Source organism: Chryseobacterium luteum (assembly GCF_000737785.1).
Lineage (GTDB): Bacteria > Bacteroidota > Bacteroidia > Flavobacteriales > Weeksellaceae > Chryseobacterium > Chryseobacterium luteum.
In genome coordinates this window covers 27,761-53,333 of record NZ_JPRO01000017.1, presented here as the reverse complement: position 1 = coordinate 53,333, position 25,573 = coordinate 27,761, and the positions used below count along the sequence as shown (strand labels likewise).

The following is a 25,573-nucleotide window of genomic DNA, read 5'->3' as shown; positions in this document are numbered from 1 at the left end:
ACTTTGCGCCTTTGCGATTTTCCAACAAAGAAGTTTAAACAAATTCCTTTTTAAAATTATTAGTTAAAAAAATATAATCGAAAGTACTACTAACATACAGGAAATGAAAAATGCTGTCTCAATAGTGAAACAGCATTTCTTTTCAATGGTAAAACCTTTCTAAATTTTAATCAGGGTTTTAATTTCGTAGAAACTGGCGAACATCCGCAGAATCAAATGTGAAAGCAGTTTGGTTTTCAGATTTATCTAATTTTTTACTGATGGTTAATGCCCATAAAACCAACTCTTTGCAGAAGTCTTTGTCTTCACTGCTTAATTCGGGAACATTTTCTTCAACTAAAGTTACCAAAGGTTCTATGCGGTTGAGCTTGCTGTAGAATTCTTCGTCTGTGTCGTTGTACCGGAGTTCAAGATGATTTTTGTTAAACCATTTGATCAGGTCGGTGTATGGTGTTTTGATACCTTCTTTTTCCAGTTTGGATATACGGGGGAAAAGATTCTCAAACTGAGCCATAACGGCTTGATCAATTAATATTTTCGCTACATAATCTGCGCCTTCCTGCTCACCTTCATACACAAGCTCAATTTTTCCTGTAATTGACGGAATAATCGACATAAAATCAAGCAGACGGATCCTGGTTTTTTGAGTATCCGATTCAATCAAACGTAATTTTGCCGCTGCCACCAGGTTTTCCATGGCACTGATTGTGAGACGCGCACTTACACCGCTTTTTGCATCTACATATTCGCTGTTACGGGCTGCAAAAGCCACTTCCTCCAAAAGGTCTTTTGCCAGATCAGGAATCTGTATCTGCGATTGATCTTCAGCTGAAATTCTGGCTTCCTGCTCGGTAATCTGCCGGGCCAGGGCAATAGTTTTCGGGTAATGGGTAAAAATCTGGGATCCGATTCTGTCTTTCAAAGGCGTCACAATACTGCCCCGGTTGGTATAATCTTCAGGGTTTGCCGTAAAAACAAACTGGATATCCAGTGGCATTCGCAGCTGAAATCCACGGATCTGAATATCACCTTCCTGTAAAATATTAAACAAAGAAACCTGGATCCTTGCCTGAAGATCCGGAAGTTCGTTCAGCACAAATATAGAACGGTTGGCACGCGGAATCATCCCATAATGTAAAACCCGTTCATCGGAGTAGGGCAGCTTTAATGTTGCGGCTTTAATAGGATCGATATCACCAATTAAATCGGCAACATTCACATCCGGTGTTGCCAGTTTCTCGAAGAAACGCTGGGATCGGTGGACCCATGAAATGGGAGTTTCCTCACCATGTTCCGCAATGAGATTCCTGGCGTACTGTGATATCGGCTGAAAAGGACTGTCATTGATCTCAGATCCCTTTACCACAGGTATGTACTCATCCAGAAGATCCACCATGCTCCTTGCAATTCTGGTTTTGGCCTGCCCGCGTAAACCAAGCAGATTAATGTGGTGGCCCGCAAGAATAGCCTTCTTCAGCTGCGGAACTACAGTGTCTTCGTAACCCCAAAGCCCTTCAAATACGGGTTGCTTAGCTCTGATCCGCGCAATGAGGTTGGCCTGAATCTCCTGACTGATTGTTTTATCGGTATATCCGGAATTTTTTAATTCTTTGAATGTAATATCGTTTTTCATTGTCTGTTATATTCTCTTTTTTCTGTTTTTTTCGTAGTCTTCAAAAATCATCTGTCCTAAACCTGACAGGCCTGTTAAAAAGGCTTTTCCTTTATTTTGAGCGGTAAACGCTTCCACAAACTGGCGCAGATAAGGATCCTGAGCTATCATAAAAGTGGTGATGGGGATTTTCAGTTTTCTTGCCTGTGCCGCCCTGTTGAGGCATTGGGATACAATCATGTCATCCAAACCGTAGCTGTTCATATAAAACTCCCCGTTGGGTAATCGGATACAGCTTGGTTTTCCATCGGTGATCATAAAAATCTGCTTATTGGTATTTCTTTTTCTGCGAAGAATATCCATTGCCAGCTCCAGGCCGGCCACAGTATTGGTATGATAAGGCCCAACTTTAAGGTAGGGCAGGTCTTTGATCTTAATCGGCCAGGCTTCATTTCCAAAAACGATAATATCAATGGAATCCTTGGGATATTTCCTGTTAATTAATTCCACCAGGGCCATAGCCACTTTTTTAGCGGGCGTGATACGGTCTTCACCATATAAAATCATGGAGTGGCTGATGTCAATCATCAGTACAGTGCTCATTTGTGCTTTATGTCTGGTTTCCTCTACGATCAGATCGTCTTCTGTCAGGCGAAGGTCTGAAATTCCATTATTGACTTGGGCGTTTTTTAAGCTTTCTGTAATATTCACCGCGGACAGGTCGTCCCCGTACTGAAAAGAACGGTTTTCACCATCCCGTTCATCACCAATTCCTGTTTTGGCAGTGCGGTGATTCCCTATGCCGCTTTTTTTCAGTTTTCCAAAAATCTGGTCAAGGGCATATTCGCGTAAGGCAGATTCCAGTTTGGCAGTTAATATATTTTTGCCTTTTCCTGTCCCTGAATTACCTTCTTTATCGTCTTCTTCCTTAATGTATCCTCGTTTTTTTAAATCTTCTTCAAAATCCTGAAGGGAATATTCTTCGTTAAAAATATCATACTCCTTATCAAGCATATCCAGCCACTCAAAGGCTTCTTCAATATCGCCGGAAGTATGGGTAAGCAGGTCCTTGAATACATCGAAAACCCGGTCAAAATGCGATATTTCTTCCGGTATATGTTTGCTGAAAATAAAGCCTCTCTGAGAATTAAAATCTTTATAGGTCATATTGATGTTTCATTGTGCAGTTATCTGCATTTAAACAATTAAGATGATGCAGGATTTGAGATCCTGTAAAAGGATACAAGTTAAGAAAATATGACAGTAAGTTAGTAGGAGGAAAATAGAAAATAGTAATCATAATCATATGAAATGAGAATAGGAAGAAATCAATTTTTAAATCCGGAAACTAAAGAACCCACCGGGTAGGGCAGGTTCTGTATCAGCTGTTGAATGGATATTGTTATTGCATCACTGACATAAATTTTTCGATTGACTCTTTAGTAACTGGTGTAAAGAAGTTAACCAGGTTGCCGTCAGGATCTCTGAACAATAATGAGGTGTTGCCCCACGGCATGGTAGTAGGTTCCTGTACAACAGAGGAAGACAGGAAATCACGCAGCCGCTCAAATTCCTTTACCACATCTTTTACTAAAAATTCTATAATGGCAGTGCGGTTTTCTGCAGGCTCTGCAATACCTTCACCACCAAAAAGCAAAAGCGTCTTAGTGCTTCCAATTGCAATGGTTGCTGTTGGTGTCTGCAGCTCAGCAAAATCCGGAGTATACTGAGTTGCCTGAATTCCTGTTATTTTCTCATAAAATTTCACCATGTTTACCATGTTCGCGGTAATGATACGTACGGATACTAAATTCATATTCCAAAGTTTTTAAATGACTCTGCAAAAATAATGAGGTCCTATGACAAGTGTATGTCAGGAGCGTACAGATAGGCCTGAACACACAAACATAGATCAATTTTCTGCTTTTTCTTTTTTAACGGCCTGATGCATGACCAGAATAATTCCTAACAGTATAATGGCAATGGCAAGATAACGCCAGGCAAGGTCTCCCTGCTCCGTAACAGTTCCGCTCATAGAAATGATAAAGCTTGTAACAGAAGTGATTACATAGACCAGTCCGCCCATAAGTCCACCTGCTGTTCCCGCATTTTTAGGGAAATAGAGCATACTGGTGGTGAAAAATGAAGTAAACAAAATCCCCGAACAGATATGAATAAAAAATGCAAAAGGAATCATAATGAACAGGCTTTCCGCATAGATACTGGTTATAATCAGCCCCGTAATAAGGATCAGCTGCAAAATAACAGGCTGTAAAATCCGTTCTTTAAAATCAAGTTTGAGTCTGCGCTTCCCTATAAAACCGCCGATCATCCATGAAAAACCAAGGATCAAAGTACAGTATCCTATAACTACAGGAGTAAAACGGAATGTATTTTCAATGATAAAAGGGCCTGTGATATTAAAAAGCATTACAATGGAATAACTAAGTCCTAAAATGAAAATTCCCAGCATAAAGATCCTGTTTTTCAGCATCATCTTATACAGGCTGATGTTTTCGGAAAGATTAAGTTTTTTTCTTTCCGGCAGGCTTTCACCACTGAAAAACCATTCAAATAAAAACAGGATTCCCGCATATAAAGCAAGAAAATGAAAGTTGGCGTGCCAGTTAAACAGTTTTTCAAGATATCCGCCCAAAAAAGGAGCCAGGATGGGCCCGCACGACCAGACGATCGTGAAATAGCTCAGATAATGCTTTACTTTTTCAGAATCATAGAGATCTACAAAAATAGCGCGGGTAGCGACAACCAGTACAGAAACAGCGGCTCCCTGAAGGATACGGAGCAGGCAGATGAGCAGAATACTGTCAGTCATCGTAATCAGGATGCTGCTGATGATCAGCAGAAACAGGGCAATCAGCTTTGGCCGGTAACGCCCGATACTGTCAAGAATTCCCCCGACAAAAAGCTGTGAGATCCCGTAGCTCAGTAAGTAAGACGTTAAAGTGATCTGGATATCTTTTTCAGAAACCTGCATCTCCTTGGCCATCGATGGGAATGACGGTAAATAAATATCGGTGACGAACCCGGAAAGCGGGATCGACACAAAAGCCATAATGGTTATTAATCTGATTCTTTTTTCAGATGCTTCTTTCAACAACATATTCATTCGTTATTTTACTATGCAAAAATAGGCAGGAAATACATCATTCCAATTTTAAAAGACAAAGTAAAAATTACAAAAATCAAAGATTAAAAGGTGTTCTTAAATTTCAGGGGAGAAACCTCAGCATACTTTTTAAAGAAATTATTAAAATGCGAAGGCTGATCAAATCCCAGTGTATATCCTATTTCGGCAATATCCCAGTTGGTGTATTTCAACAGGTTTTTAGATTCTTCAAACACTCTTTCCTTAATAATTTGAGTAGTGGTAAGATGTGTTACTGATTTTACCGATGAATTCAAATGATTCACGTGGACATTAAGGTGATCTGCAAAATCGGAAGCCGTTTTCAGAGCCAGTGGATAAGCCGGGGAATCCAGCGGGAACTGCTTATTGAGCAGTTCATCAAATAAACGGTACAAACGGATGTTGGCCGGAAGTTCGCTGGGATTGATATCATCCACACGGTTCTCCAAAGCCAGATGCATCACTGAGGCCAGATGACTTTTAATGCTGCTGCACCGGAAAGGGTATGCCGAATTGTTCAGCTTATACATCTGTTCAAAATAAAGGGTGGCCAGTTGTGTCTGTTCCTCCGTTAAAAACACGATAGGCTTGCTCCATTCCTTGAATAATGACGTCTTTTTAAAAGGATTGAATTCAGTATTTCCATTAAAAAACTCCTGGTTGAACAGGCAGAAATAGCCCTCCTGAAGATCCCCGTCACACTCCCATGAATACGGGATATTAGGCGAAGGGAAGAAGAGGGCAGGACGGTCGATATACAGTTCGTGATGTCCGTACTGAAAGGTGCCTTTTCCAATAATAAAGCTTATCTTGTAATAATCACGACGGTTGTAAGGGCTTTTAAAGCTGCAGTACTTCCGCATGGAAACATTGAAATGGGATTTTCCTGTTTCAAAATCATCGGAATCAAACATTTTGATCTGATTGTTCCGGACGCGTCGGTAATAATCTTCAATAGTTTCCAGCTGATCACTCATGATATAGAAGTTATAAAAATCAAAGATACGTAAATCAATATTAATTAAAATATTATCTTTAAATGATATAAGCTCAGGAAATTATTTGATCTCCAGTTTTAATATATGTGAAGGAAGCTGAAATGGTCCGGCTGTGGAATCAGTAATGATTGTAAAACCTGAATCTTTTAAAAACTCTAAAAGTGGATCATGAGCCATCATATTGATCCAGATAATATCTGTGAAACTGGCCGCAGATCTGCATTTTTTCCAAAGTGACTCCCTGATTTCCGGTGAATCAAATTCAGGAAGTATCACAAAACTGATTTCTGTTGCTCTTTTCCCCTCAGTCAGGGAAGGGTGGCTGGTGCCGCTTTTCAGAATGCTGTAACCGACGGGCTTATCATCGGCATAGGTGATAATAAGCTGGTTGGAAAGGTCATTCAGATCATTGATCATTTTTCTGGGATCAATGTTGTTGGCTATATATTTTTTGATATCCTCTTCAGGAACGAGTTCCCTGTGCAGAGTGTAAACCGAAGAATCGATAATGGTTATAAGATCAGAAATTCCTTCTTCAGAACCCACTGTAAATTTTGAAATTATATTCATGAATCTTTTTTATTCAAAATTAGAAGATTATTGCATTCAAAAGGGATACAGTTTCCATTAATTAATCGGAACAGTTGTTATTTTTAATTTTTTTTCACCAGGAGAAATGGGCAACCTGTATTCCGGATAAGACTTTGCAATTTTTGAAGAGTAAATTATACAAGGTCAGTGGATGAAAAAAATATCCGTATAATTGTTCAAAATTCCAATTGGGTTTAATAAAAGGTCTGAATTTTTAATGTAAACGTAAAGAAAATCAGATTTGTGAGTAAGAAGCAGAAAAAAAATGCATTTTAATCCAAACTTTTTTTGCCTGAGCTAGGCTGGAATTACCATAAAAGCTATATTTGCACCCTAAATTTTAAAAATAATGAAAGAACTAATTGAAAAAATCAACGCTGAATTCGAAGCGTTCGCAACTGAGGCTAATCAACAAGCAGACAAAGGAAACAAAGCTGCAGGTACAAGAGCTCGTAAATCAGCTTTAGAACTTAGCAAACTGTTCAAAGAATTCAGAAAAGTTTCTGTAGACGAAGCTAAAAAATAATTTGTTCCCAGGCCGGCTCACTAAGCCGGCTTTTTTTATGCCCTGTTCTCAAAGTTGAAATGTCCGGTTTTAACGGCATACACAAGTTCAATACTATTGAATTTATTAACGGAAACAGGTTGATCAATAAAAAATAACAGGCTTTTGATCAAACTTTAGGACAGCCGTTTTGAGGTGGTCTTTTTGATTATACAAGTTCTTACATCTGCAAATCCACCCCTTTATCTCTGCATTCTTTTCTTCATTCCCGTAAATTCTGTTATCTTTAAGCATTCAATATATGTTATGAAGATAAATAGATTTTTTGCTGTGCCTGCAATTGTGCTGGCCGCCCAGTTCTCATGGGCTCAGGTGAAAGTAGATCCGAAAGAAAAACTGGATCCTGTTGTAAAAAGCTTTGTAGATGAAATTAACAGCAATTCGCAGCTGGAAAATATGGCTTATGAGCTTCTGGACGGTATCGGGCCGCGTCTGGTAGGAACTCCCGAAATGCAGGCTGCCAATGAATGGTCTGCAGCCAAGCTCCGTTCGTGGGGAATAGAGTCCAGCCTTCAGCAGTTCGGGACATGGAAAGGATGGCAGCGTGGCATTACGCATGTAGATATGGTTTATCCACGGGTAAAATCATTGGCTGCAACACAACTTGCATGGAGCCCGGCAACGAAAAAAGCAGTAGAGGCTGAGGTGGTAGTGCTTCCAAAAGTTTCTTCTAAAGCTGAATTTGATGCGTGGCTTCCTTCCGCGAAAGGAAAGATAATGCTTATGGCACAGTACCAGAAGATCGGGCGTTCCGACGAGCAGATCAAAGAATTTGCCACTCCGGAACTGTATGAAAAACTGAAAGCAGAAAAAGAACAGGCAGGAAAAGACTTCCGTGATTATGTGAAGAACATTGGCTATGATAATAATACGCTTCCTGAAGCTTTAGAAAAAGCAGGAGCAGCCGGAATTGCTATTTCCAACTGGACCGGAATCATGGGAGCAAACAGGATTTTCGGTGCGAAAACATCAAAAATCCCAATGATCGACATTGATTTGGAAGATTACGGAATGCTTTACAGAATGGCAGAAAAAGGGGCCAAGCCCCGAATTAAGGTAGAAGCGCAGTCCAGGACTCTTCCTGATGCGAAAAATTTTAACACCATCGGGATCATCAAAGGAAAAGAGAAGCCTGAAGAATACGTAATACTTTCCGCCCATCTTGATTCCTGGGATGGCGCTCAGGGAGCAACAGACAACGGAACAGGTACGCTTACCATGCTGGAGGCCATGAGAATATTGAAGAAATATTACCCTAACAATAAAAGAACCATTGTAATAGGACTTTGGGGCAGCGAGGAACAGGGATTGAACGGCTCAAGAGGCTTCGTTGCCGATAATCCGCAGATTATGAAAGGGACACAGGCTGTATTCAATCAGGACAACGGAACAGGACGTGTGATCAATATCGGCGGGCAGGGATTCGTGGATTCTTACAGCTATATCGGGAAATGGTTAACGGGAGTTCCAAAAACCGTGAGAGACCATATTAAAACAGATTTCCCGGGAATACCGGGTGGCGGCGGTTCTGACCATGCATCATTCGTAGCCGCCGGAGTACCAGGATTTTCTTTAAGCTCCCTTAACTGGGGGTATTTCGGGTATACATGGCACACGACAAAAGATACGTATGACAAGATCGTTTTTGATGAGGTAAAAAATAATGTGGTTTTAACGGCTACACTGGCTTATATGGCTTCAGAAGATCCTGAATTTACCAGCAGAGAAAAGAGGGTAATGCCTCAGGACGATAAAGGTGAAACGGTAAAATGGCCGGAAGCCAAGGAGCCGAAGAGGGATTCTAAGGAGTATAAATAGAGATTTTGGAGTAAAGAACCAGGAATAAAGATTTCAGACTTGAAATTTAAAATGGTTTTTAATATATCATAAAGAAGGCTGTACGGGTTAGTGTACAGCTTTTGTTTTTTGCGTTTTAAATAAAAACAAGCCGATTAAACCCTTAACCCAAGCTGAAATTATTTAAGATTTCGAAATAGTAGATTAAACACAGGATTCCAGATCTGAAAACTTTGAAACCGAAGGTTCGTAGTCATCTGTACTCAATTTTCCGAAACCATATTCACAGAAGATAAACGGTAAGCCATTAGCTGACGCAGAATCATAATCGGTCTGCGTATCACCAATATAAACTGAGTTTTCAGTGCTTAATTGATTCCTTTCCATAAGCAGTTTTATATTCTCCGATTTCGTTTTTTTAGTCCTGCCGTGAGATTCAATGTCTGTAAACAGATCTTCAAATTGATAGTATTCTAAAAATGCTTCAATATATCCGTCCTGGCAGTTGCTGACAATAAAAAGCTTATGATTTTTGGACAGATTCTTCAGCGTTTCTGCAACTCCTTCGTAAAGAATACCGCCTTCAGAATGGAGTACTTTATTCTCCTTCTGCACAATTTCCGAAAGAATATCCTGTACCTGTTGATCAGAAATTCCGGGAATAATGTCTTTTAAAATATCTTTAAATAACAGTCCCATATATGGGTCCATGTCTTCGGGTTTTAATTCCCTTTTGATCAGTTGATGTTGGATTAAAACCTCGTTCCAGATCTTAATGATTGTGGCTCTGGGATCCCAAAGCGTTCCGTCTAAATCGAAAATTAAATTTTTAGTGCTCAAAATGTATTGTTATTTGGTTGATTTATAATGATGAAAAACTGTATTATGATTAATTATAAAATCATGCTCAGCTGAACTCTTTTTCTTGCTTCGTCCACTTCCGTTACTTTTACACGGACGTGTTGGTGAAGTTTTACCACCTCATTCACATCAGAAACAAATCCGTCTTTCAGCTGGGAAATATGCACAAGCCCGCTTTCCTTGATTCCCATGTCTACAAAACATCCGAAAGCTGTAATATTATTAACGATTCCGGGAAGGATCATTCCGGGTTTTAAATCTCTGATGCTTTTTACATTAGGATCAAATTCAAATACCTTAGCCGCTTTTCTTGGATCCAAACCGGGTTTTTCAAGCTCTTTTAAAATATCTTTGATCCCCAGAATTCCTATTTCTTCCGTCATATAATTTTCAGGTTTTACCAAAGCTGTTTTTTCTTTGCTGCCAATCAGTTCATGGGTCTTAATGCCCAGATCTTTGGCCATTTTTTCTACAATTCCGTAAGCTTCAGGATGTACGGCAGAATTATCCAGTGGATTTTTAGCATTGGCAATTCTTACAAAGGCTGCGGCCTGCTGGTAGGCTTTTTTACCCAGTCTCGGAACCTTTTTAAGCTGTTTTCTGTCTTCAAAAGCACCATTTTCCATGCGGTAACTGACGATATTCTCCGCCATCTTTTCTCCAATCCCAGAAACGTAGCTCAAAAGTGATTTGCTTGCTGTATTTAAATTGATTCCCACAGAGTTGACGCACTTCATCACCGTAGAATCAAGTTCGTTTTTCAGCTGGGTCTGGTCTACATCATGCTGGTATTGTCCTACACCGATGGATTTGGCATCAATTTTCACCAGTTCCGCCAGCGGGTCAGCCAGTCTCCTTCCGATAGAAACAGCTCCACGAACCGTTACATCATAAGAAGGAAACTCATCTCGTGCAATTTTACTTGCAGAATAGACGGATGCTCCTGCTTCCGAAACTACAAAAACCTGCAATGGCTTATCAAAAGCGATTTTTTTAATGAAAAACTCAGTTTCACGGCTTGCTGTTCCGTTTCCGATGGAGATTGCTTCAATATGGTAGGCATTTACCATGGAACGGATCTTTTTCATAGCCATTCCGCTTTCATTCTGTGGAGCGTGAGGGTAGAGGGTTTCATTATGGAGAAGATCTCCTTTCTCGTCAATGCAGACCACTTTACAGCCGCTTTTGTATCCGGGATCAATGGCTAAAATTCTCTTTTCGCCTAAAGGTGGGGCAAGAAGCAGCTGGCTCAGGTTTTCAGAGAATATTTCAATGGCTTTTTTGTCTGCCTTTTCTTTAGCTTCCTGCAAAGCTTCATTGGAAATAGCAGGCTCTAAAAGTCTTTTGTAGCTGTCCTTTATGGCCATAGCGATCTGCTCTGAGCTTTCATTATTGGATTTGATGATGGTTTTTTCGATAAAATCAATGGCTTCTTCCTTATCAATTCCGATATTCATTTTTACAAAGCCTTCCGATTCGGCTCTGAGCATGGCCAGAAGCCTGTGAGAAGGTATTCTGCTAAGACTTTCTTCCCATTCAAAATACTGTGAGAATTTCTGGGCACCTTCTTCGTCTTTCTTGCTTTTAACAGCCTTAGAAGTGATCACGGCTTTACGCTGGAAAAGGCGGCGTAGATTTTTACGCACATACATGTTTTCATTAATCCATTCCGCCATGATATCTCTTGCACCCTGAAGCGCATCTTCTTCAGATGAAACCTCACTGTTCAAATATTTAGAGACTGAAAACATCAGATCATTGCTTTTCTGGCTCATAATGATCCTGGCTAAAGGTTCCAGACCTTTCTCTTTGGCGGTATCTGCTTTTGTTTTTCTGCGTTTTTTAAAGGGCAGGTATAAATCTTCAAGCTCAGGAATATCAAAGCTTTCTTCAATTCTCTGTTTCAATTCAGGAGTCAGGGCATTTTGCTCTTCAATGGATTTAAGGATGCTTTCTTTTCGCTTTACAATTTCTTCAAACTGTTTGCTGATCTTTGAAATCTGTTCAACCTGAACTTCATCCAGATTTCCGGTTTTATCCTTTCTGTAACGGGAAATGAACGGAATCGTGCAGTCTTCTGCCAATAATTGTAGGGTATTGTTGATGCTCTTTTCAGATATATCGAGTGTCTGTTTTATATAGCTTGTAACGTTCATTTTAAATTTTAAACAGCTAAAATAGGCAATTTTACTATGGAGTGAAATACTTTAGACTCTACTTTTCCACGGTATTTCATATGGGGTAACAGACACGGAAATATTAAAATTTCCATTTCTTGATGTATGTTAAGGTGATAAGTGATAAGGTTTTTCTATTTTTGGATCTTGAAATTTAAGATTTTAATTGAATTTTTAAAACAATAATAATATGAAAAAACTTAGTGTAATTGCGTTAGTAGGAGTAGGATTGCTTGCAGCATCTTGTACAAAAGAAAAATCAGCAGATACTGTAGCGACTGCAACAGAGCAGAAAGTAGCAGAGAGCAAAGGTGAAGTTTTGGCAGTTGATGTTGCTACCTCTGTAGTAAACTGGAAAGCTTTCCACAAAGGAGGTATGGCTCCTCGTTGGGGAACTCTTAACGTAAAATCGGGAGATCTAAGCATTGAAGGAGGCCAGTTAGCAGCCGGAAACTTTGTGATCGATATGAATTCTATCAAAGTAGATCCCGCTTCAGTAACAGAAAAAGATAAAAAACCGGGAGATCTTGAAGCTCACTTGAAAAATACTGATTTCTTTGATACGGCAAAGAACCCTACTTCAGATTTCAAAATTACAAGTGTTGCGGATCTGAAAGACGCACCTAAAGATGCCGTTGCAGGAGCAAACAAAACAGTAAGCGGAAACCTTACTTTATCTGGAAAAACAATGAATGTAACTTTCCCTGCTAAAGTGGATGTTACGGATAGTTCAGCTTCAGTTCAGGCTAAATTTACGGTGAACAGAGCAGATTGGGGAATCAAATTCGGTACTTCAGAAGCAGATCCGGCAGAATGGATGATCAGCAAAGACATCGAAATTGCTGTTGATGTAAAAGCTAAAAAATAATTTGTTAGACCATAAAAATGGGATAAGCTGCTTTTTTATTAAGGCAGCTTTTTTTATTTTGAAATTTAAAATATTGAATATAGTAACTTCAAAGAGAAGTTATTGAGACGTTTTTATATAAAATGTTTTATGCTAATTTAAAAACTGCGAACTCTTTATCTTTACACAATATTCACTTCCCAAATATAAAGGATTACCATGTTTCTCAGACCAAAAACCATCCAGTATATCCTTGCTTAAACAACGGTATACCGAAACACCTTTATAGATTTCTTGATCTTCACCTTCATAATTAAAGTTGAGAACTAAAATCTGATCTTTATAAAATCCTGTACCGTTTTGTATATGATCACCGATAATCCATTGTGCGATAATACGGTTGTTTTCATCGATTGATAACGTTAATATACCATGGTAAGAAGGTTGGTCAGATTCTTCCTGATTGGAGCCTTCAATAGAATAATTTCCTGCCAAATCCATTACAGTCATTGATTTTGCTTTTATTGCACAAATTTAAGGAACTTTGTTTTTATTATTCTTTTTATGTTAGATTTGTTGGAATGTTTTATTTATTATTAATAACTAACCTTATCACTTTCCTAGTCTTTGCTTTAGACAAATGGAAAGCTGTCAAACATCAAAGGAGAATCTCAGAAAATACACTTTTATTGCTTACATTTTTTGGTGGAACAATCGGAGCGGTGCTCGGAATGTTGATTTTTAGGCATAAAATTTCGAAGAAATCTTTTTTGTTGAAGTTTGGATTAGTGGTTCTGTTTCAAGTAATATTAATTATCTTTTTTATTAAAAAGGATTTAATAATAGAGAGGCTGTCCTAAAAGGTCAGCCTCTTTAAAATTTAGTTTATTTTATGTGCATTTCTATATGAGAAATGCTTTCATATAAAGAATTTTAATATACTATCAAGACTTCAGACTACCTCTTTTAGTTCTCAATATTTGCAAAATTTTTCCATATTGGTTCGTAGAAAGTTATATTTGCGGTATTTAATGATTGTGGTTCTGAATATTTTAATGTTAGATGATTTCCATTGATCTCAATTATTCTATTAAAATCACTTCCTGCAATACTTATCCAATCACCATTCAAAAATTGAGAAGAATCATTAACAATTAATAAATTTGAATTTGCCTGTATTGAACCGGTAATGCCTGTAATGCTTCCTGTTGTTCCTGATTTTACACAGACTTTCCCCATATATCCTCCTGCGGAATTATTTTGATAAATAATTCTATCACCTTGCTCCCATGTATCAATAGTTGTAGGTACAGAATCCGTATATAAATCAATTTTACCATTTAAAAAATTAACTTTTTTCTTTAATTGAGATTGCATGCCATTGGTGTCAAAAGGCATGAGAATTAAATCTCCATTAGCTTTAAGACGCCTGTCAATAAGGTTAGTTATTCTTCTACTTCCGTTAGAAGTTCCACCAGCATTTAGAGATAATATTTCAATTAGGAGTTTTGTAAAGGTTAGATAACCTGTACCTTCAATAAGTGGTGGAGTTGAATATGGGTAATCATTATTTCTATAACCAATAGAATCAGTAGGGTCACTTAATTTCACATTATTTAATGATAAAACAGATGTTTCTGTAGATAAACTGGCAAAAGAACGAAGTCTTCTTACGGATCTTTTAAGATAGCCATCAATGGGATTCATAGTTATGGTAAGATTATTTAAACTAAGATCAGATGATGAATCCATTTTTATTACGGTACCATTTCTAAAAACATTAGTGGTATTAACGGTGATAAATCCACCAGTTATAGAATTCCCTCTTGAATTAAGTGCATAAATTAATGGTAATTCATCAATATTACTAGAATCTCCAGGATAAGTTTCTGCATACAATCCAACAATATTCATATTGACAGTAGAATTCTTATTGTTTGTAAACTTTAACAACGTTCCAACACAACTTGAAAAAGTTAATTTACTAAATAATGTGTTATTACTCGCATCTGCATATAAAGAATCTCCTCCTGAAGTGTCAATTACTCCGTATTCAGGGTTTCCTAAAATATCAGCTGTTTGTAATCCACCACAAGATGTTAATTTAATATTTGAAAAATTACATTCCCAAAAACCTCCTTTAATTGCACTTTTTCCAAAGCCTTCAATATGCGTGTCCTGAAATGACATATATTCGACATAATCAAGCATTAAACCAAAATTTCTAATATTAGTATTGTTGGTTTTTATATGAAAGTTTTTTAAACCTCCTCCTGTTAATAAATAATCATAAGCATCACCATTTGGTATAACCATATTTCTAGTAAAAGTAATTAAAGGATCGTTGATATTACTCTCAGAAATACAATGAAACATACTGGCGCCATAGCCTTCTCCGCAAATTGTTGTAAAATGATCATTGATAATATAACTACCAGATGTTTTATATATGGAAAACGGCACATAAAGTGTTGATCCACCGTAATGAGATCCTCTAAGGTTGGTCTTCTTCCTGCTAGCAATAAATTTTCCGATAGCATCTTTATCATCTGTAGTTAAAGGGCTTAATTTATCTTTATCAGCTTGATCATATTTCCCATCTCCTTTAGCACCAAACAATTTCAAGCTTATAGGCTCTCTGCTATTAATAATTGTACGATTTACATAATAAATACCATTTCTGTTTCTATATATAATTTCATCTAAAATGGGAACGAATAAAACACGTTCATAAATGTGAGTTTGGTAAGTAAATTCATCAATCAGTTGGATAGAATCTTCATCAGGAATTATACTTGATGGTGAAAAAAAGTCGCTTGTTAAAATCATTTTTTTTAATTTTAAGAGTTAGATAATTAGTTATATATAACCTTGCAAGATTATTAAAACAAAAATACACGCTGACAACGCCAGAACTTGACGTATTAAAAATTATTTGAAGAAAAGCTGCGAGGCCTGTTACAATGATTATTTATTCGAATAATCATTTTGAGATAACGTCCTTATTTTGTTTATGTTTTAGGGCTTAAACAATAACTTGTTCATTATTAAATTGTTAAATAATACATAATCTTACTAATTATTTAATTAAAAAACACTATTTTTGCACCCGTAAAAATCATTCATGCAAAACATTAGAAATATTGCGATTATCGCACACGTTGACCACGGAAAGACGACTTTGGTTGACAAGATTATTCATGCTACAAACATTTTCAGAGAAAATCAGGAAAGTGGAGAATTAATAATGGATAATAACGATCTTGAAAGAGAACGAGGTATTACCATTCTATCTAAAAATATTTCTGTTACTTATAAAGACGTTAAAATTAACGTAATCGATACTCCTGGTCACGCCGATTTTGGTGGGGAAGTAGAGAGAGTTTTAAAAATGGCGGACGGGGTAATTTTGTTGGTAGATGCCTTTGAAGGACCTATGCCTCAGACAAGATTCGTACTTCAGAAAGCTTTGGAATTAGGACTTAGACCATTGGTGGTAATCAACAAAGTAGATAAACCAAACTGCCGTCCTGAAGAAGTTCATGACAAGGTATTTGATTTATTCTTCGCCCTTGATGCGACTGAGGAGCAGTTGGATTTTCCAACGTTCTACGGTTCTTCTAAACAAGGTTGGTTCAACACTTCATTAGAACAGACAGAAAACATTTTCCCATTATTAGATGGTATTTTACAGTATGTTCCTGAACCGAAAGTTGAAGAAGGAAACTTACAGATGCAGATTGTTTCTCTTGATTTCTCTTCTTTCTTAGGAAGAATTGCAATCGGGAAAGTGATCAGAGGTGAGATCAAAGAATCTATGTGGATTGGTTTGGCGCAGGCTGACGGTAAAGTTTTAAAAGGAAAAGTAAAAGAATTATACGTTTTTGAAGGTTTAGGAAAGAAGAAAGTAACCGAAGTAAAAGCAGGAGATATCTGTGCTGTTGTAGGTTTTGATGCTTTCCAGATCGGTGATTCATTTGTAGATCTTGAAAATCCTGAACCATTGCCAAGAACTTCTATTGATGAGCCTACGTTGAACATGACGTTCTCTATCAACAATTCACCTTTCTTTGGTAAAGATGGTAAATATGTGACTTCCAATCACCTGAAAGAAAGATTATATAAGGAATTAGAGAAAAATTTAGCATTAAGAGTTGAACAAACTGGTGATGCAAACACTTTCCTGGTATTCGGTAGAGGTATTCTTCACTTATCAGTTTTGATTGAAACGATGAGAAGAGAAGGTTATGAAATGACAATTGGTCAGCCACAGGTTATCCTGAGAGAAATCGACGGAGAAAAATGTGAGCCTTACGAATCTTTGGTTGTTGATGTTCCTGAAGAATTTGCTTCCAGAGTTATCGATTTGGCAACTCAGAGAAAAGGAGATCTTCACATTATGGAAACTAAAGGTGAGATGCAGCACATGGAATTCGAAATTCCTTCAAGAGGTTTGATCGGATTGCGTTCTCAGATGTTGACGGCAACTGCAGGTGAAGCTATTATGGCACACCGTTTCACAGAATACAAACCTTTCAAAGGAGCAATTCCTGGAAGAAGTAATGGTGTTTTGGTAAGTAAAAGTCAAGGTCCGGCAACTGAATATTCTATCGCTAAATTACAAGATAGAGGTAAGTTCTATGTGGATCCGGGCGAGGAGATTTATGCTGGAATGATCATTGGTGAGCAAAATAAACCAGGAGATCTGGTCATCAATATTGTTGAAGCGAAACAATTGAATAATATCCGTGCTGCAGGTAAAGATAAAGATGGAGGTGTTGCACCGAAAATCTTATTCTCTCTTGAAGAATGTATGGAATATATCCAGGGTGATGAAGCAATTGAAGTAACTCCAAACTTCATCAGAATGAGAAAGAAAATCCTTTCAGAAGAAGAAAGAAAAAGAATGGAAAGAGGAGCGAAAGCATAATCTAAAGCTCTTAAATATACCTAAAGCCCCGAATTTTTCGGGGCTTTTTTCTTTTTGTTTAATGAAGACATCAATAGGAGCGGACTTTAGTCCGCTTATAATATTCAAATCAATCATTTGGCTTTAGCCAAAACTTAAAATATGACAAGATATCATTGCGTACTCTTCTGATTTATAATTATTTACGAACTTAAGGCAACCAGTTAATAGACAAAAAACCTGTATGTATTTTGCATTAAAATGTTTTTTTAAGCAGCTGCTCATGAATAATTCATTTTATTATTGTAATTTTTAAAATCAAAAAAATAATTTAATGTAGTTTTGCAGACTATGAAAGTGAATAAGCTAAAATTAATATTCTTGTTGGGTATTTTTGCATCATGCAGCAGTTCGAAACCTGTCGTGGACAATGCAAAACCAGCAAAAAATCAAAATATATCAAAATCTAAACCTGTAAAAACAGTTGAAAAAGGCCCTGTTGTCATTAATAAACCGGATATACCAACACCAACCGACGAAATTTTTAAAGTAAATCTTCCCGAAGTCAAAAGAGAATTCCGCGGAGCGTGGATCGCCAGTGTCGCCAACATCAACTGGCCCTCAAGAAATAATTTAACCGTAGACCAGCAGAAAGCAGAAGCCATAAGCATGCTCGATATGCTGAAGGATAACAACTTCAATGCAGCGATATTGCAGATCAGACCTTCTGCAGATGCGCTGTATACAAGTAATATAGAACCCTGGTCATACTTTTTGACCGGACAGACCGGAACGGCTCCTTACCCGAATTATGACCCCCTTCAGTTCTGGATTGAAGAGGCCCATAAAAGAGGTCTGGAACTTCATGTATGGCTGAACCCTTACCGTGCCCACCATTCAAACGGAGGAGCTGTAAACAGCCAGTCTATGGCGAACAAACTTTCTGATATTGTTGTAAAATTAAAGAACGGAATGTATTGGTTTGATCCTGCCAATCCCAAAACACAGGGACACGTTTCCAATGTGGTAAAAGATATTGTAAAAAGGTATGATATTGATGCCGTACATTTTGATGATTATTTTTATCCTTACGCCACCTACAACAGAGGTGCGGATTTTCCTGACAATGCAAGCTGGAATGAATACCAGAGAAGTGGAGGAGCATTATCCAGGGCAGACTGGCGGAGAGACAATGTCAATAAATTTGTAGAAAGAATTTATAAAGAGATTCATGCTGAAAAAGAATATGTAAGATTCGGAATCAGCCCGTTCGGAATCTGGAAACCCGGATATCCTGAAGGAATCGTAGGTTCTTCTCAATATGACGAACTATATGCCGATGCAAAGTTATGGCTGAACAAAGGCTGGGTAGATTATTTTTCCCCACAGCTCTATTGGCCGGTTGATGCCAAAGGCCAGGGATTTGAAGCATTACTGAACTGGTGGAAATCTGAAAATACAATGAACCGCCATCTTTGGCCGGGGCTCAATACCGTTGAAATCAGGGTATCAGACCGTCCTGCGGAAATTAAAAATCAGATTGAAATATCCAGACAGATCTTAAAGAATGACGCGGGAGAAATTCATTGGAGTATTGCAGGATTAACGAAAAATGCAAATATGCTTCCCACCTTGAAAAACGGGCCTTACAGCGAAAAAGCATTAGTTCCGAAAACACCCTGGATAAAAGCAGTTCCATTGCAGGGCCCCACTTTATTTACAGTCGATAACGGAAGTTTTGTACGGTCTAGCTGGAGTGCTAAAAATATAGGAAATGTCTTCCAGTGGATACTCTTCACCCAGTACAACGGAGTTTGGGAAACAGAAATCCTTACCCTGGATAAACTTTCAAAAGATATCCTAAAATCTAAAGATGGCAGAAAACTGAATGCTGTTGCAATAAAAGCGGTAGACAGATTAGGAAATGAAAGCGATTATATGGCAAAGAAGATAAAATAGCTACCCGAAGCGACAGCAAAAGTTCAGCAGTACAATTTAACCGGGATAAAATCCTTGCAGAAAACAATAAACCAGTTCAGAAAAGGACTGGTTTATTATTTTAGAATAACTATAAATTATTCATTTAAATTAATGTAATTCAGATGTTTGTAAATAGGTTTTGAAGTGAATGACTCCAGAATAAAACCGTATCGGAATCATTTTTGCATTATTATTTTCATAATCACCAAAATAGAGCATTATGAATACCAACAGACTTTCCCCGACTATTGAAAAAGCATTAAGTGATCAGATGAACAAAGAAATTCACGCATCACACGTTTTTCTGTCGTACGGGATCTGGGCAGATGATAAAGGATACCAGGGAATTGCCAATTTCCTTTACAGACATGCACAGGAAGAAAGAAATCATTCCATCAAATTTATGGAATATGTACTGAACAGAGGCGGTAAACCTAAAGTAGAGGCTATTCCGGCCCCACCGGCCGATCCTGAATCATTAACAGCCTGTTTCGACGGTGTCTTCAAGCATGAAGTTGACAATACTACGGCAATTTACAGAATCGTAGATCTGGCGTTGGAAGAAAAAGACTGGGCTACATGGAATTTCATGCAGTGGTTTGTACAGGAACAGATAGAAGAAGAAACACTGGCCTCAAGCCTGATCGATAAATTGAAGATTGCAGGCGGTGACCGTGCTACCGATGAATCTTTAGTTACTTTAGATAAAACATTACAGAATACACCAAACGATGTCCCGCTGGCCCAGGATGCTACAGGAGACAATCCATAAACAATCTTCAACAAAAATCACTCAAAATCTGCCAAAACTCCGGCAGATTTTTTTATTATGAAACTCCCCTTAAAATCACTATCTTTGCAGGCTGAAAGTTCAATGGTCCGGATTAAGATTAAATCCAAACTTCAAACCTTGAACCCAAATAGCATCATTGAATATTAAACTTTGAATTTTACAATATGAAATGTGGAATTGTAGGCCTTCCGAACGTAGGTAAATCAACTCTCTTTAACTGCTTAAGCAATGCTAAAGCTCAATCGGCAAACTATCCTTTCTGTACAATAGAACCGAACCTCGGTACGGTATCTGTTCCGGATCAGAGACTGTTTGAACTGGAAAAAATAGTTAATCCGGAAAGAGTATTGCCGGCTGTAGTTGAAATTGTTGACATTGCCGGTCTTGTAAAAGGGGCAAGCAAAGGTGAAGGATTAGGAAACCAGTTCCTGGCCAATATCCGCGAGTGTGAAGCAATTATCCATGTTTTAAGATGCTTTGAAAATGGAAATATCATCCACGTTGAAGGTTCTGTAGACCCAATGAGAGATAAAGAAATTATCGACATCGAGTTACAGCTTAAAGACCTTGAAACAGTAGGAAAAGCTGTTGAAAAAGCTAAAAAATTCATCAAGTCCGGAAAGAAAGACGATATCCTTGTTTATGAAACCCTTCAAAACCTGGAGAAGTTCATAGAGGACGGGAAAAATGCAAGAGAATTTCCGGTAAATGATTCAACACAGCCTATCATTGAAGATATCCAGCTTTTAACCAAAAAGCCCGTACTATATGTGTGTAACGTAGACGAAAATTCTATCAAAAACGGAAACGAATGGATAGAAAAGATCGAAACAATGGCTAAAAATGAAGGGGCAGAGGTTGTGGTACTTGCAGCACAGATCGAGGCAGACATCAATGAACTGGAAACTTTTGAAGAAAGAGAGATCTTCCTTGAAGAATTAGGACTAGATGAACCTGGTGTAAACCGTCTGATCAGAAAAGCTTACGACTTATTAAAACTTCAGACCTATTTTACAGCTGGTGTGAAAGAAGTAAGAGCCTGGACGATAGGACAGGGATGGACAGCTCCACAGGCTGCCGGCGTAATCCACACAGATTTTGAAAAAGGATTCATCCGTGCGGAAGTAATCAAGTATAATGATTATATTACGTATGGCTCTGAAGTGAAAATTAAAGAAGCCGGAAAACTTTCTGTAGAAGGCAAAGAATACATCGTTCAGGATGGTGATATTATGCACTTCAGATTCAATGTATAAGAATATTAAGTTATAGTAATTAGAAAAAACGCTTTCATGAATTTGGGAGCGTTTTTTTGTGTGTAATGATCATCCTGTCGCAGGATCCATGCAGTGAAATAATCCATCGGTAATACTTCTTAATTCTTTTTTGTCAGTTTTCCCCATTTTATATAGGTGAAAAAAAAATACCACACTGAAGATGGTGGTATTTTATATAAAGTTTCCTGGTTATGGAATTAATCCGGGACGACAGTCAAGTTCTGCACAGCCATTCGAAAATACTCTGCAAGCGTTTGTCTTTCGGTCGCGACATTGCATTAAACCTCCTGTAATTACTCTCAATTCTTTTTTGTTCAGTTTTTTTCCTTTTTGCAGATTTAGATTTTTCATAATGATAGATTAATAAATTTGTTGGTAACGAATGTATTAAAAATAATTTAATGTATCTCAAATTTTTATGAATAATATTCACTTTTTACCTGAATATTTATCTGTATGCATAATTTGTCAAGCTTCTACAATATTATTTTAATGAAAAAACTACTTGTTTAAGAGTAGTTTTATAAAAAAATATCAATTTAAGGAATGTATCTGCATTGAAATTCTGCGCACTGGCGGCCGTGATCTGTGCATTGATTGGTATCCCGATCCCAACACATTTGCAGCCCGCCAGTAATACTTCTTAACTCTCTTTTGTTTAGTTTTTTTCCTCTTTGAAGATTTTGATTTTTCATAATAATGGATTTTATAAATTAGCTTAAATCTAAGTTATAAAAATTATTCATTATATCACTATATTATGAATAATTTTTTATAGGCATGAAAGAACATTACAATTTAATATTTGCGTAACTTTATATGTTTGAATTTTACAAATTTGGATTATGGAGAAAATTGCTCATGCTTCCCTTGAAGATTTTTACAAAGAAATGACAGCTATACTGGGAAAAGACCTGGAAACTATTTTTCCTAAAGGTTTGCATAAGGATATAGGTCATTTCAATGTATTCGATATTGCACAAACTATTGAAAAAGCAAGAATTACTTCTGAGATGCCTTATAACAGAAGAAAATATTACAAAATAAGCTTAATCAGGGGAAAGAACAGGGCAGAATATGCAGACAAAATCATTGCCATTAAAAAAAATGCCCTGTTATTTGCCACTCCGAAAGTTCCCTATCACTGGGTACCTGAAGATCCCGATCAGTCGGGAAGTTTCTGCGTATTTACAGAAGATTTTTTCATCAAGGCCCAGTCTCAGTTTTCTTTGGAAGATTTACCTATATTTCAGCCCGGAAATATTCCTCTGTTTGAAATTGAGGATAATCTGGCAGACGAAATAGAAAATCTGTTTACGAAGATAAAAAAAGAAATCGCTTCCGATTATGTATTCAAATATGATCTGATTAGAAACTATGTTCTGGAACTGATCCATTATGGCCAGAAGCTACAGCCTGCTGAAAAACTTTCAGCTGCAAATGATGCTTCGCTAAGGGTGGTTTCATTATTTATAGAGCTCCTGGAAAGACAGTTCCCGATTGAATCCTCTGACCAGAGGTTACAGCTGAAAACCGCAAAAGATTACGCTGACAGGCTAGCCGTTCATGTCAATTATCTGAATAAAAAATTAAAGGAAAGCACAGGAAAAACCACCACCGAATTTATTGCCGACCGTGTGATTCAGGAAGCTAAAATCCTCCTGAGACAGACCAAATGGAATGTTTCTGAGATTTCCTATGCACTGGGTTTTGAGGAAATCGCTCACTTTTCCAACTTTTTCAAAAGAAAAACTTCATCCACTCCAATGGAATTCCGTTCATGATTTGAATTTTGCAAATTTCAGATTGATTCGGGCAACGATTTCTGTTGTAGAATTTTCCAACTTTGTATCATCATATTAAACAGATAATAAAATGGATACAAAAACAAAAATTGCACTCGTAACCGGCGGAAGCCGCGGACTTGGAAAAAATGCAGCCCTTAAGATCGCCCAAAAAGGATTAGACGTCATCATCACTTATAAAAACAGCAGTGAGGAAGCCGACGCTGTGGTCAATGAAATAAAAGCAATGGGCCAAAATGCCGCTGCTTACCAATTGGATACCAGGGATGTAAAAAGCTTTGAGGCATTCGTGAAAAATATCACAGATCATCTGAAAACTGAAACAGGAAGCCCAAACATCGATTTTCTTATTAACAATGCGGGAACAGCTTTATATTCTCCCATCACAGAAACTACAGAAGAGCAGTTTGACGATATTGTAAACGTTCACTTCAAAGGAGTTTTCTTCCTGACACAGGAAATGCTTCCTTTCATCAATGACGGTGGCGGAATTATTAATATTTCCTCAGGACTGGCAAGATTTGCCCTGCCGGGATCATCAGTTTACGGTTCGATAAAAGCCGGTGTGGAAATGCTGACAAAATATATGGCAAAAGAGCTCGGACCCCGCAGAATAAAAGCGAACGCTATAGCGCCGGGAGCTATTGAGACCGATTTTGGAGGCGGAAGAACAAGAGATGATCAAAATGTAAATGCAATGATTTCCGGTATTACTGCATTGGGAAGAGCCGGGCTTCCGGATGATATCGGGGGGGTAGTGGCATTCCTGTGTACTGAAGATGCCGGATGGATCAACGGACAGAGAATAGAAGCTTCAGGAGGAATGTTTTTATAAAATAACCTGAATTCGGATTAAAATAAATATACTGATAAACAGATATTTATAAGTCATTCATTCGATTTTTAAATTAAACAAAACCGGTTCTAAAAATGGACCGGTTTTGTTTTTTTAATAACGGAAGGCAACTTTCCGGGCGCACTGGCCAGATTACTTTCTCGGTTATATAAAGAATTAGAGCCTTGAAAGATTTTCTATGGCTCTTTCCAGCGTCTCCTGTTTTTTGGCGAAACACAGCCTGATGACATGATCATTTATTTTGTTCTTATAAAATGATGAAAAAGGAACACTTGCCACTTTTTGATTGACTGTCAGCTCCGAAGCGAAATCAAAATCATTTTTATCAGATATTTTATCAAAAGTTAGAGCCTGGAAATACGTTCCTTCACAGTCGAGAAGTCCGAAGGACGTACCCGCAAGACCTTTTCTCAGAAAATCTCTCTTTTCCTGAAAAAAGCTGCTCAGCTGACTGTAATGCTCCTCATTTTTCATGTATTCCGCCAGAGCAAGCTGGATAGGCGTATTCACGCAGAAAACATTGAACTGGTGTACTTTTCTGAATTCGGCGGTGAGATTTTTCGGAGCGGCACAATAACCGGTTTTCCAGCCTGTGACATGAAAAAGCTTCCCAAACGAAGCAACAAGAAGGCTTCTCTCTTTAAGTTCCGGATATTGGCAGATACTGAGATGCTGTTTTCCGTCAAAAACAATATTTTCATACACCTCGTCGCTCAGGATAAGGATCGAAGTGTCCTTTACAAGCTTAATCAGTTCCTGCAGATCATTTTCCTTTAAAATCTTCCCGGAAGGGTTATTCGGATTGTTAAGGATGATCATTTTGGTTGTATCGCTCACCAAACCTCTTACTGTATTCCAGTCGATTTCATAATCCGGAGCTTTCATCTCAAAACGTTTTACAATTCCTCCAAAAAGCTCTACAGTGGGCTCGTAGCAGTCGTAGGCAGGTTCAAAAATGATTACTTCATCATCCTTTTTTATAAAAGTGGCAATAGCGGTAAAAATGGCCTGGGTTCCTCCTGCAGTGACGGTGATTTCGGAATCGGGATGATAGATGGCCCCGTGGCTATTCTCAATTTTCCTGGCGATCTCTTCCTTCAGCGGCATCATTCCTCCCATCGGGGCATATTGGTTGAATCCTTTCTGAATAAAGTGACTGACATGATCCAGCAATTCAGAATCAGGCATGAAATCGGGAAATCCCTGGGAAAGGTTGATCGCTTCATTTTCATTGGCGAGCTGCGTCATTTGGCTGAAAATGGTTGTTCCTACATTTGAAAGCTTGGATAATGGAAGTTGTATCATAAAGAGCTAAGTTTGTTGATCCGAATTTAATTTATTTTTTGCAATCATGGAA

General features: G+C 37.9%; 21 protein-coding genes. 10 read left to right on the top strand and 11 right to left on the bottom strand.

What is annotated here, in order from left to right; genetic code table 11:
• Positions 1-178 precede the first annotated feature (178 nt).
• The 6 genes from IX38_RS16855 to IX38_RS16830 form a co-directional block, all read right to left on the bottom strand.
• On the bottom strand, positions 179-1,633 hold the full coding sequence (locus tag IX38_RS16855) for a sigma 54-interacting transcriptional regulator (RefSeq protein ID WP_034706931.1): 1,455 nt from the start codon (positions 1,631-1,633) through the stop codon (positions 179-181).
• Between the two features lie 6 nt (positions 1,634-1,639).
• The gene (locus tag IX38_RS16850) at positions 1,640-2,779 is read right to left on the bottom strand and encodes a vWA domain-containing protein (RefSeq protein ID WP_034706930.1); all 1,140 of its coding nucleotides are present in this window, start codon (positions 2,777-2,779) and stop codon (positions 1,640-1,642) included.
• A gap of 235 nt (positions 2,780-3,014) precedes the next feature.
• Positions 3,015-3,428 carry a VOC family protein gene (locus IX38_RS16845; RefSeq protein WP_034706928.1) on the bottom strand — a complete coding sequence of 138 codons (414 nt, stop codon included), beginning with the start codon at positions 3,426-3,428 and terminating at the stop codon, positions 3,015-3,017.
• Positions 3,429-3,524: 96 nt separating this feature from the next.
• Complete coding sequence (locus IX38_RS16840; protein WP_034706933.1) at positions 3,525-4,730, bottom strand: Bcr/CflA family efflux MFS transporter; 1,206 nt, start codon at positions 4,728-4,730, stop codon at positions 3,525-3,527.
• 92 nt (positions 4,731-4,822) lie between these two features.
• Complete coding sequence (locus IX38_RS16835; protein ID WP_034706926.1) at positions 4,823-5,737, bottom strand: helix-turn-helix domain-containing protein; 915 nt, start codon at positions 5,735-5,737, stop codon at positions 4,823-4,825.
• Positions 5,738-5,818: 81 nt separating this feature from the next.
• Entirely contained in the window at positions 5,819-6,328 is a 510-nt protein-coding gene (locus IX38_RS16830) for a hypothetical protein (protein ID WP_034706925.1), read from the bottom strand.
• Positions 6,329-6,698: 370 nt separating this feature from the next.
• Between IX38_RS16830 and IX38_RS16825 the strand changes: the two genes are divergently transcribed.
• Positions 6,699-6,875 (top strand): histone H1, encoded by a 177-nt coding sequence (locus IX38_RS16825; protein ID WP_034706924.1) that lies wholly within the window; start codon positions 6,699-6,701, stop codon positions 6,873-6,875.
• A 285-nt stretch (positions 6,876-7,160) separates the two neighbouring features.
• Complete coding sequence (locus IX38_RS16820) at positions 7,161-8,732, top strand: M20/M25/M40 family metallo-hydrolase (protein ID WP_034706922.1); 1,572 nt, start codon at positions 7,161-7,163, stop codon at positions 8,730-8,732.
• 183 nt (positions 8,733-8,915) lie between these two features.
• On the opposite strand, the gene IX38_RS16815 is transcribed toward IX38_RS16820, so the two are convergent.
• The gene (locus IX38_RS16815; RefSeq protein ID WP_034706921.1) at positions 8,916-9,551 is read right to left on the bottom strand and encodes an HAD family hydrolase; all 636 of its coding nucleotides are present in this window, start codon (positions 9,549-9,551) and stop codon (positions 8,916-8,918) included.
• A gap of 53 nt (positions 9,552-9,604) precedes the next feature.
• Positions 9,605-11,728, bottom strand: coding sequence for a Tex family protein (locus IX38_RS16810; RefSeq protein WP_034706920.1), 2,124 nt, complete (start codon positions 11,726-11,728; stop codon positions 9,605-9,607).
• A 211-nt stretch (positions 11,729-11,939) separates the two neighbouring features.
• Here IX38_RS16810 and IX38_RS16805 point away from each other — a divergent pair, with 211 nt between their 5' ends.
• Positions 11,940-12,617, top strand: a complete 678-nt coding sequence (locus IX38_RS16805) for a YceI family protein (protein WP_034706919.1) — start codon at positions 11,940-11,942, stop codon at positions 12,615-12,617.
• 132 nt (positions 12,618-12,749) lie between these two features.
• Here the strand turns inward: IX38_RS16805 and IX38_RS16800 are convergent, their stop codons facing one another.
• A complete protein-coding gene (locus IX38_RS16800; RefSeq protein WP_034706918.1) occupies positions 12,750-13,106 on the bottom strand; it encodes a hypothetical protein in 357 nt (118 codons plus the stop codon).
• A 71-nt stretch (positions 13,107-13,177) separates the two neighbouring features.
• On the opposite strand from IX38_RS16800, the gene IX38_RS16795 reads away from it, so the two are divergent.
• Complete coding sequence (locus IX38_RS16795; protein WP_034706917.1) at positions 13,178-13,456, top strand: DUF1294 domain-containing protein; 279 nt, start codon at positions 13,178-13,180, stop codon at positions 13,454-13,456.
• Between the two features lie 106 nt (positions 13,457-13,562).
• Here the strand turns inward: IX38_RS16795 and IX38_RS16790 are convergent, their stop codons facing one another.
• The gene (locus tag IX38_RS16790; RefSeq protein ID WP_034706916.1) at positions 13,563-15,425 is read right to left on the bottom strand and encodes a hypothetical protein; all 1,863 of its coding nucleotides are present in this window, start codon (positions 15,423-15,425) and stop codon (positions 13,563-13,565) included.
• Positions 15,426-15,720: 295 nt separating this feature from the next.
• Between IX38_RS16790 and typA the strand changes: the two genes are divergently transcribed.
• From typA to IX38_RS16760, 6 genes are all read left to right on the top strand, one after another.
• Entirely contained in the window at positions 15,721-17,526 is a 1,806-nt protein-coding gene (gene typA / locus IX38_RS16785) for a translational GTPase TypA (protein WP_034706915.1), read from the top strand.
• A gap of 330 nt (positions 17,527-17,856) precedes the next feature.
• Positions 17,857-19,464, top strand: a complete 1,608-nt coding sequence (locus tag IX38_RS16780; RefSeq protein ID WP_034706913.1) for a glycoside hydrolase family 10 protein — start codon at positions 17,857-17,859, stop codon at positions 19,462-19,464.
• A gap of 241 nt (positions 19,465-19,705) precedes the next feature.
• On the top strand, positions 19,706-20,257 hold the full coding sequence (locus tag IX38_RS16775) for a ferritin (protein ID WP_034706911.1): 552 nt from the start codon (positions 19,706-19,708) through the stop codon (positions 20,255-20,257).
• A gap of 185 nt (positions 20,258-20,442) precedes the next feature.
• The gene (gene ychF / locus IX38_RS16770) at positions 20,443-21,534 is read left to right on the top strand and encodes a redox-regulated ATPase YchF (RefSeq protein ID WP_034706910.1); all 1,092 of its coding nucleotides are present in this window, start codon (positions 20,443-20,445) and stop codon (positions 21,532-21,534) included.
• Between the two features lie 866 nt (positions 21,535-22,400).
• On the top strand, positions 22,401-23,339 hold the full coding sequence (locus IX38_RS16765; protein WP_034706909.1) for a helix-turn-helix domain-containing protein: 939 nt from the start codon (positions 22,401-22,403) through the stop codon (positions 23,337-23,339).
• Between the two features lie 91 nt (positions 23,340-23,430).
• The gene (locus IX38_RS16760; RefSeq protein ID WP_034706907.1) at positions 23,431-24,195 is read left to right on the top strand and encodes an SDR family NAD(P)-dependent oxidoreductase; all 765 of its coding nucleotides are present in this window, start codon (positions 23,431-23,433) and stop codon (positions 24,193-24,195) included.
• Between the two features lie 177 nt (positions 24,196-24,372).
• On the opposite strand, the gene IX38_RS16755 is transcribed toward IX38_RS16760, so the two are convergent.
• Positions 24,373-25,521: a methionine aminotransferase gene (locus IX38_RS16755; RefSeq protein ID WP_034706906.1), complete on the bottom strand. Its 1,149-nt coding sequence runs from the start codon at positions 25,519-25,521 to the stop codon at positions 24,373-24,375.
• Between the last annotated feature and the right edge of the window lie 52 nt (positions 25,522-25,573).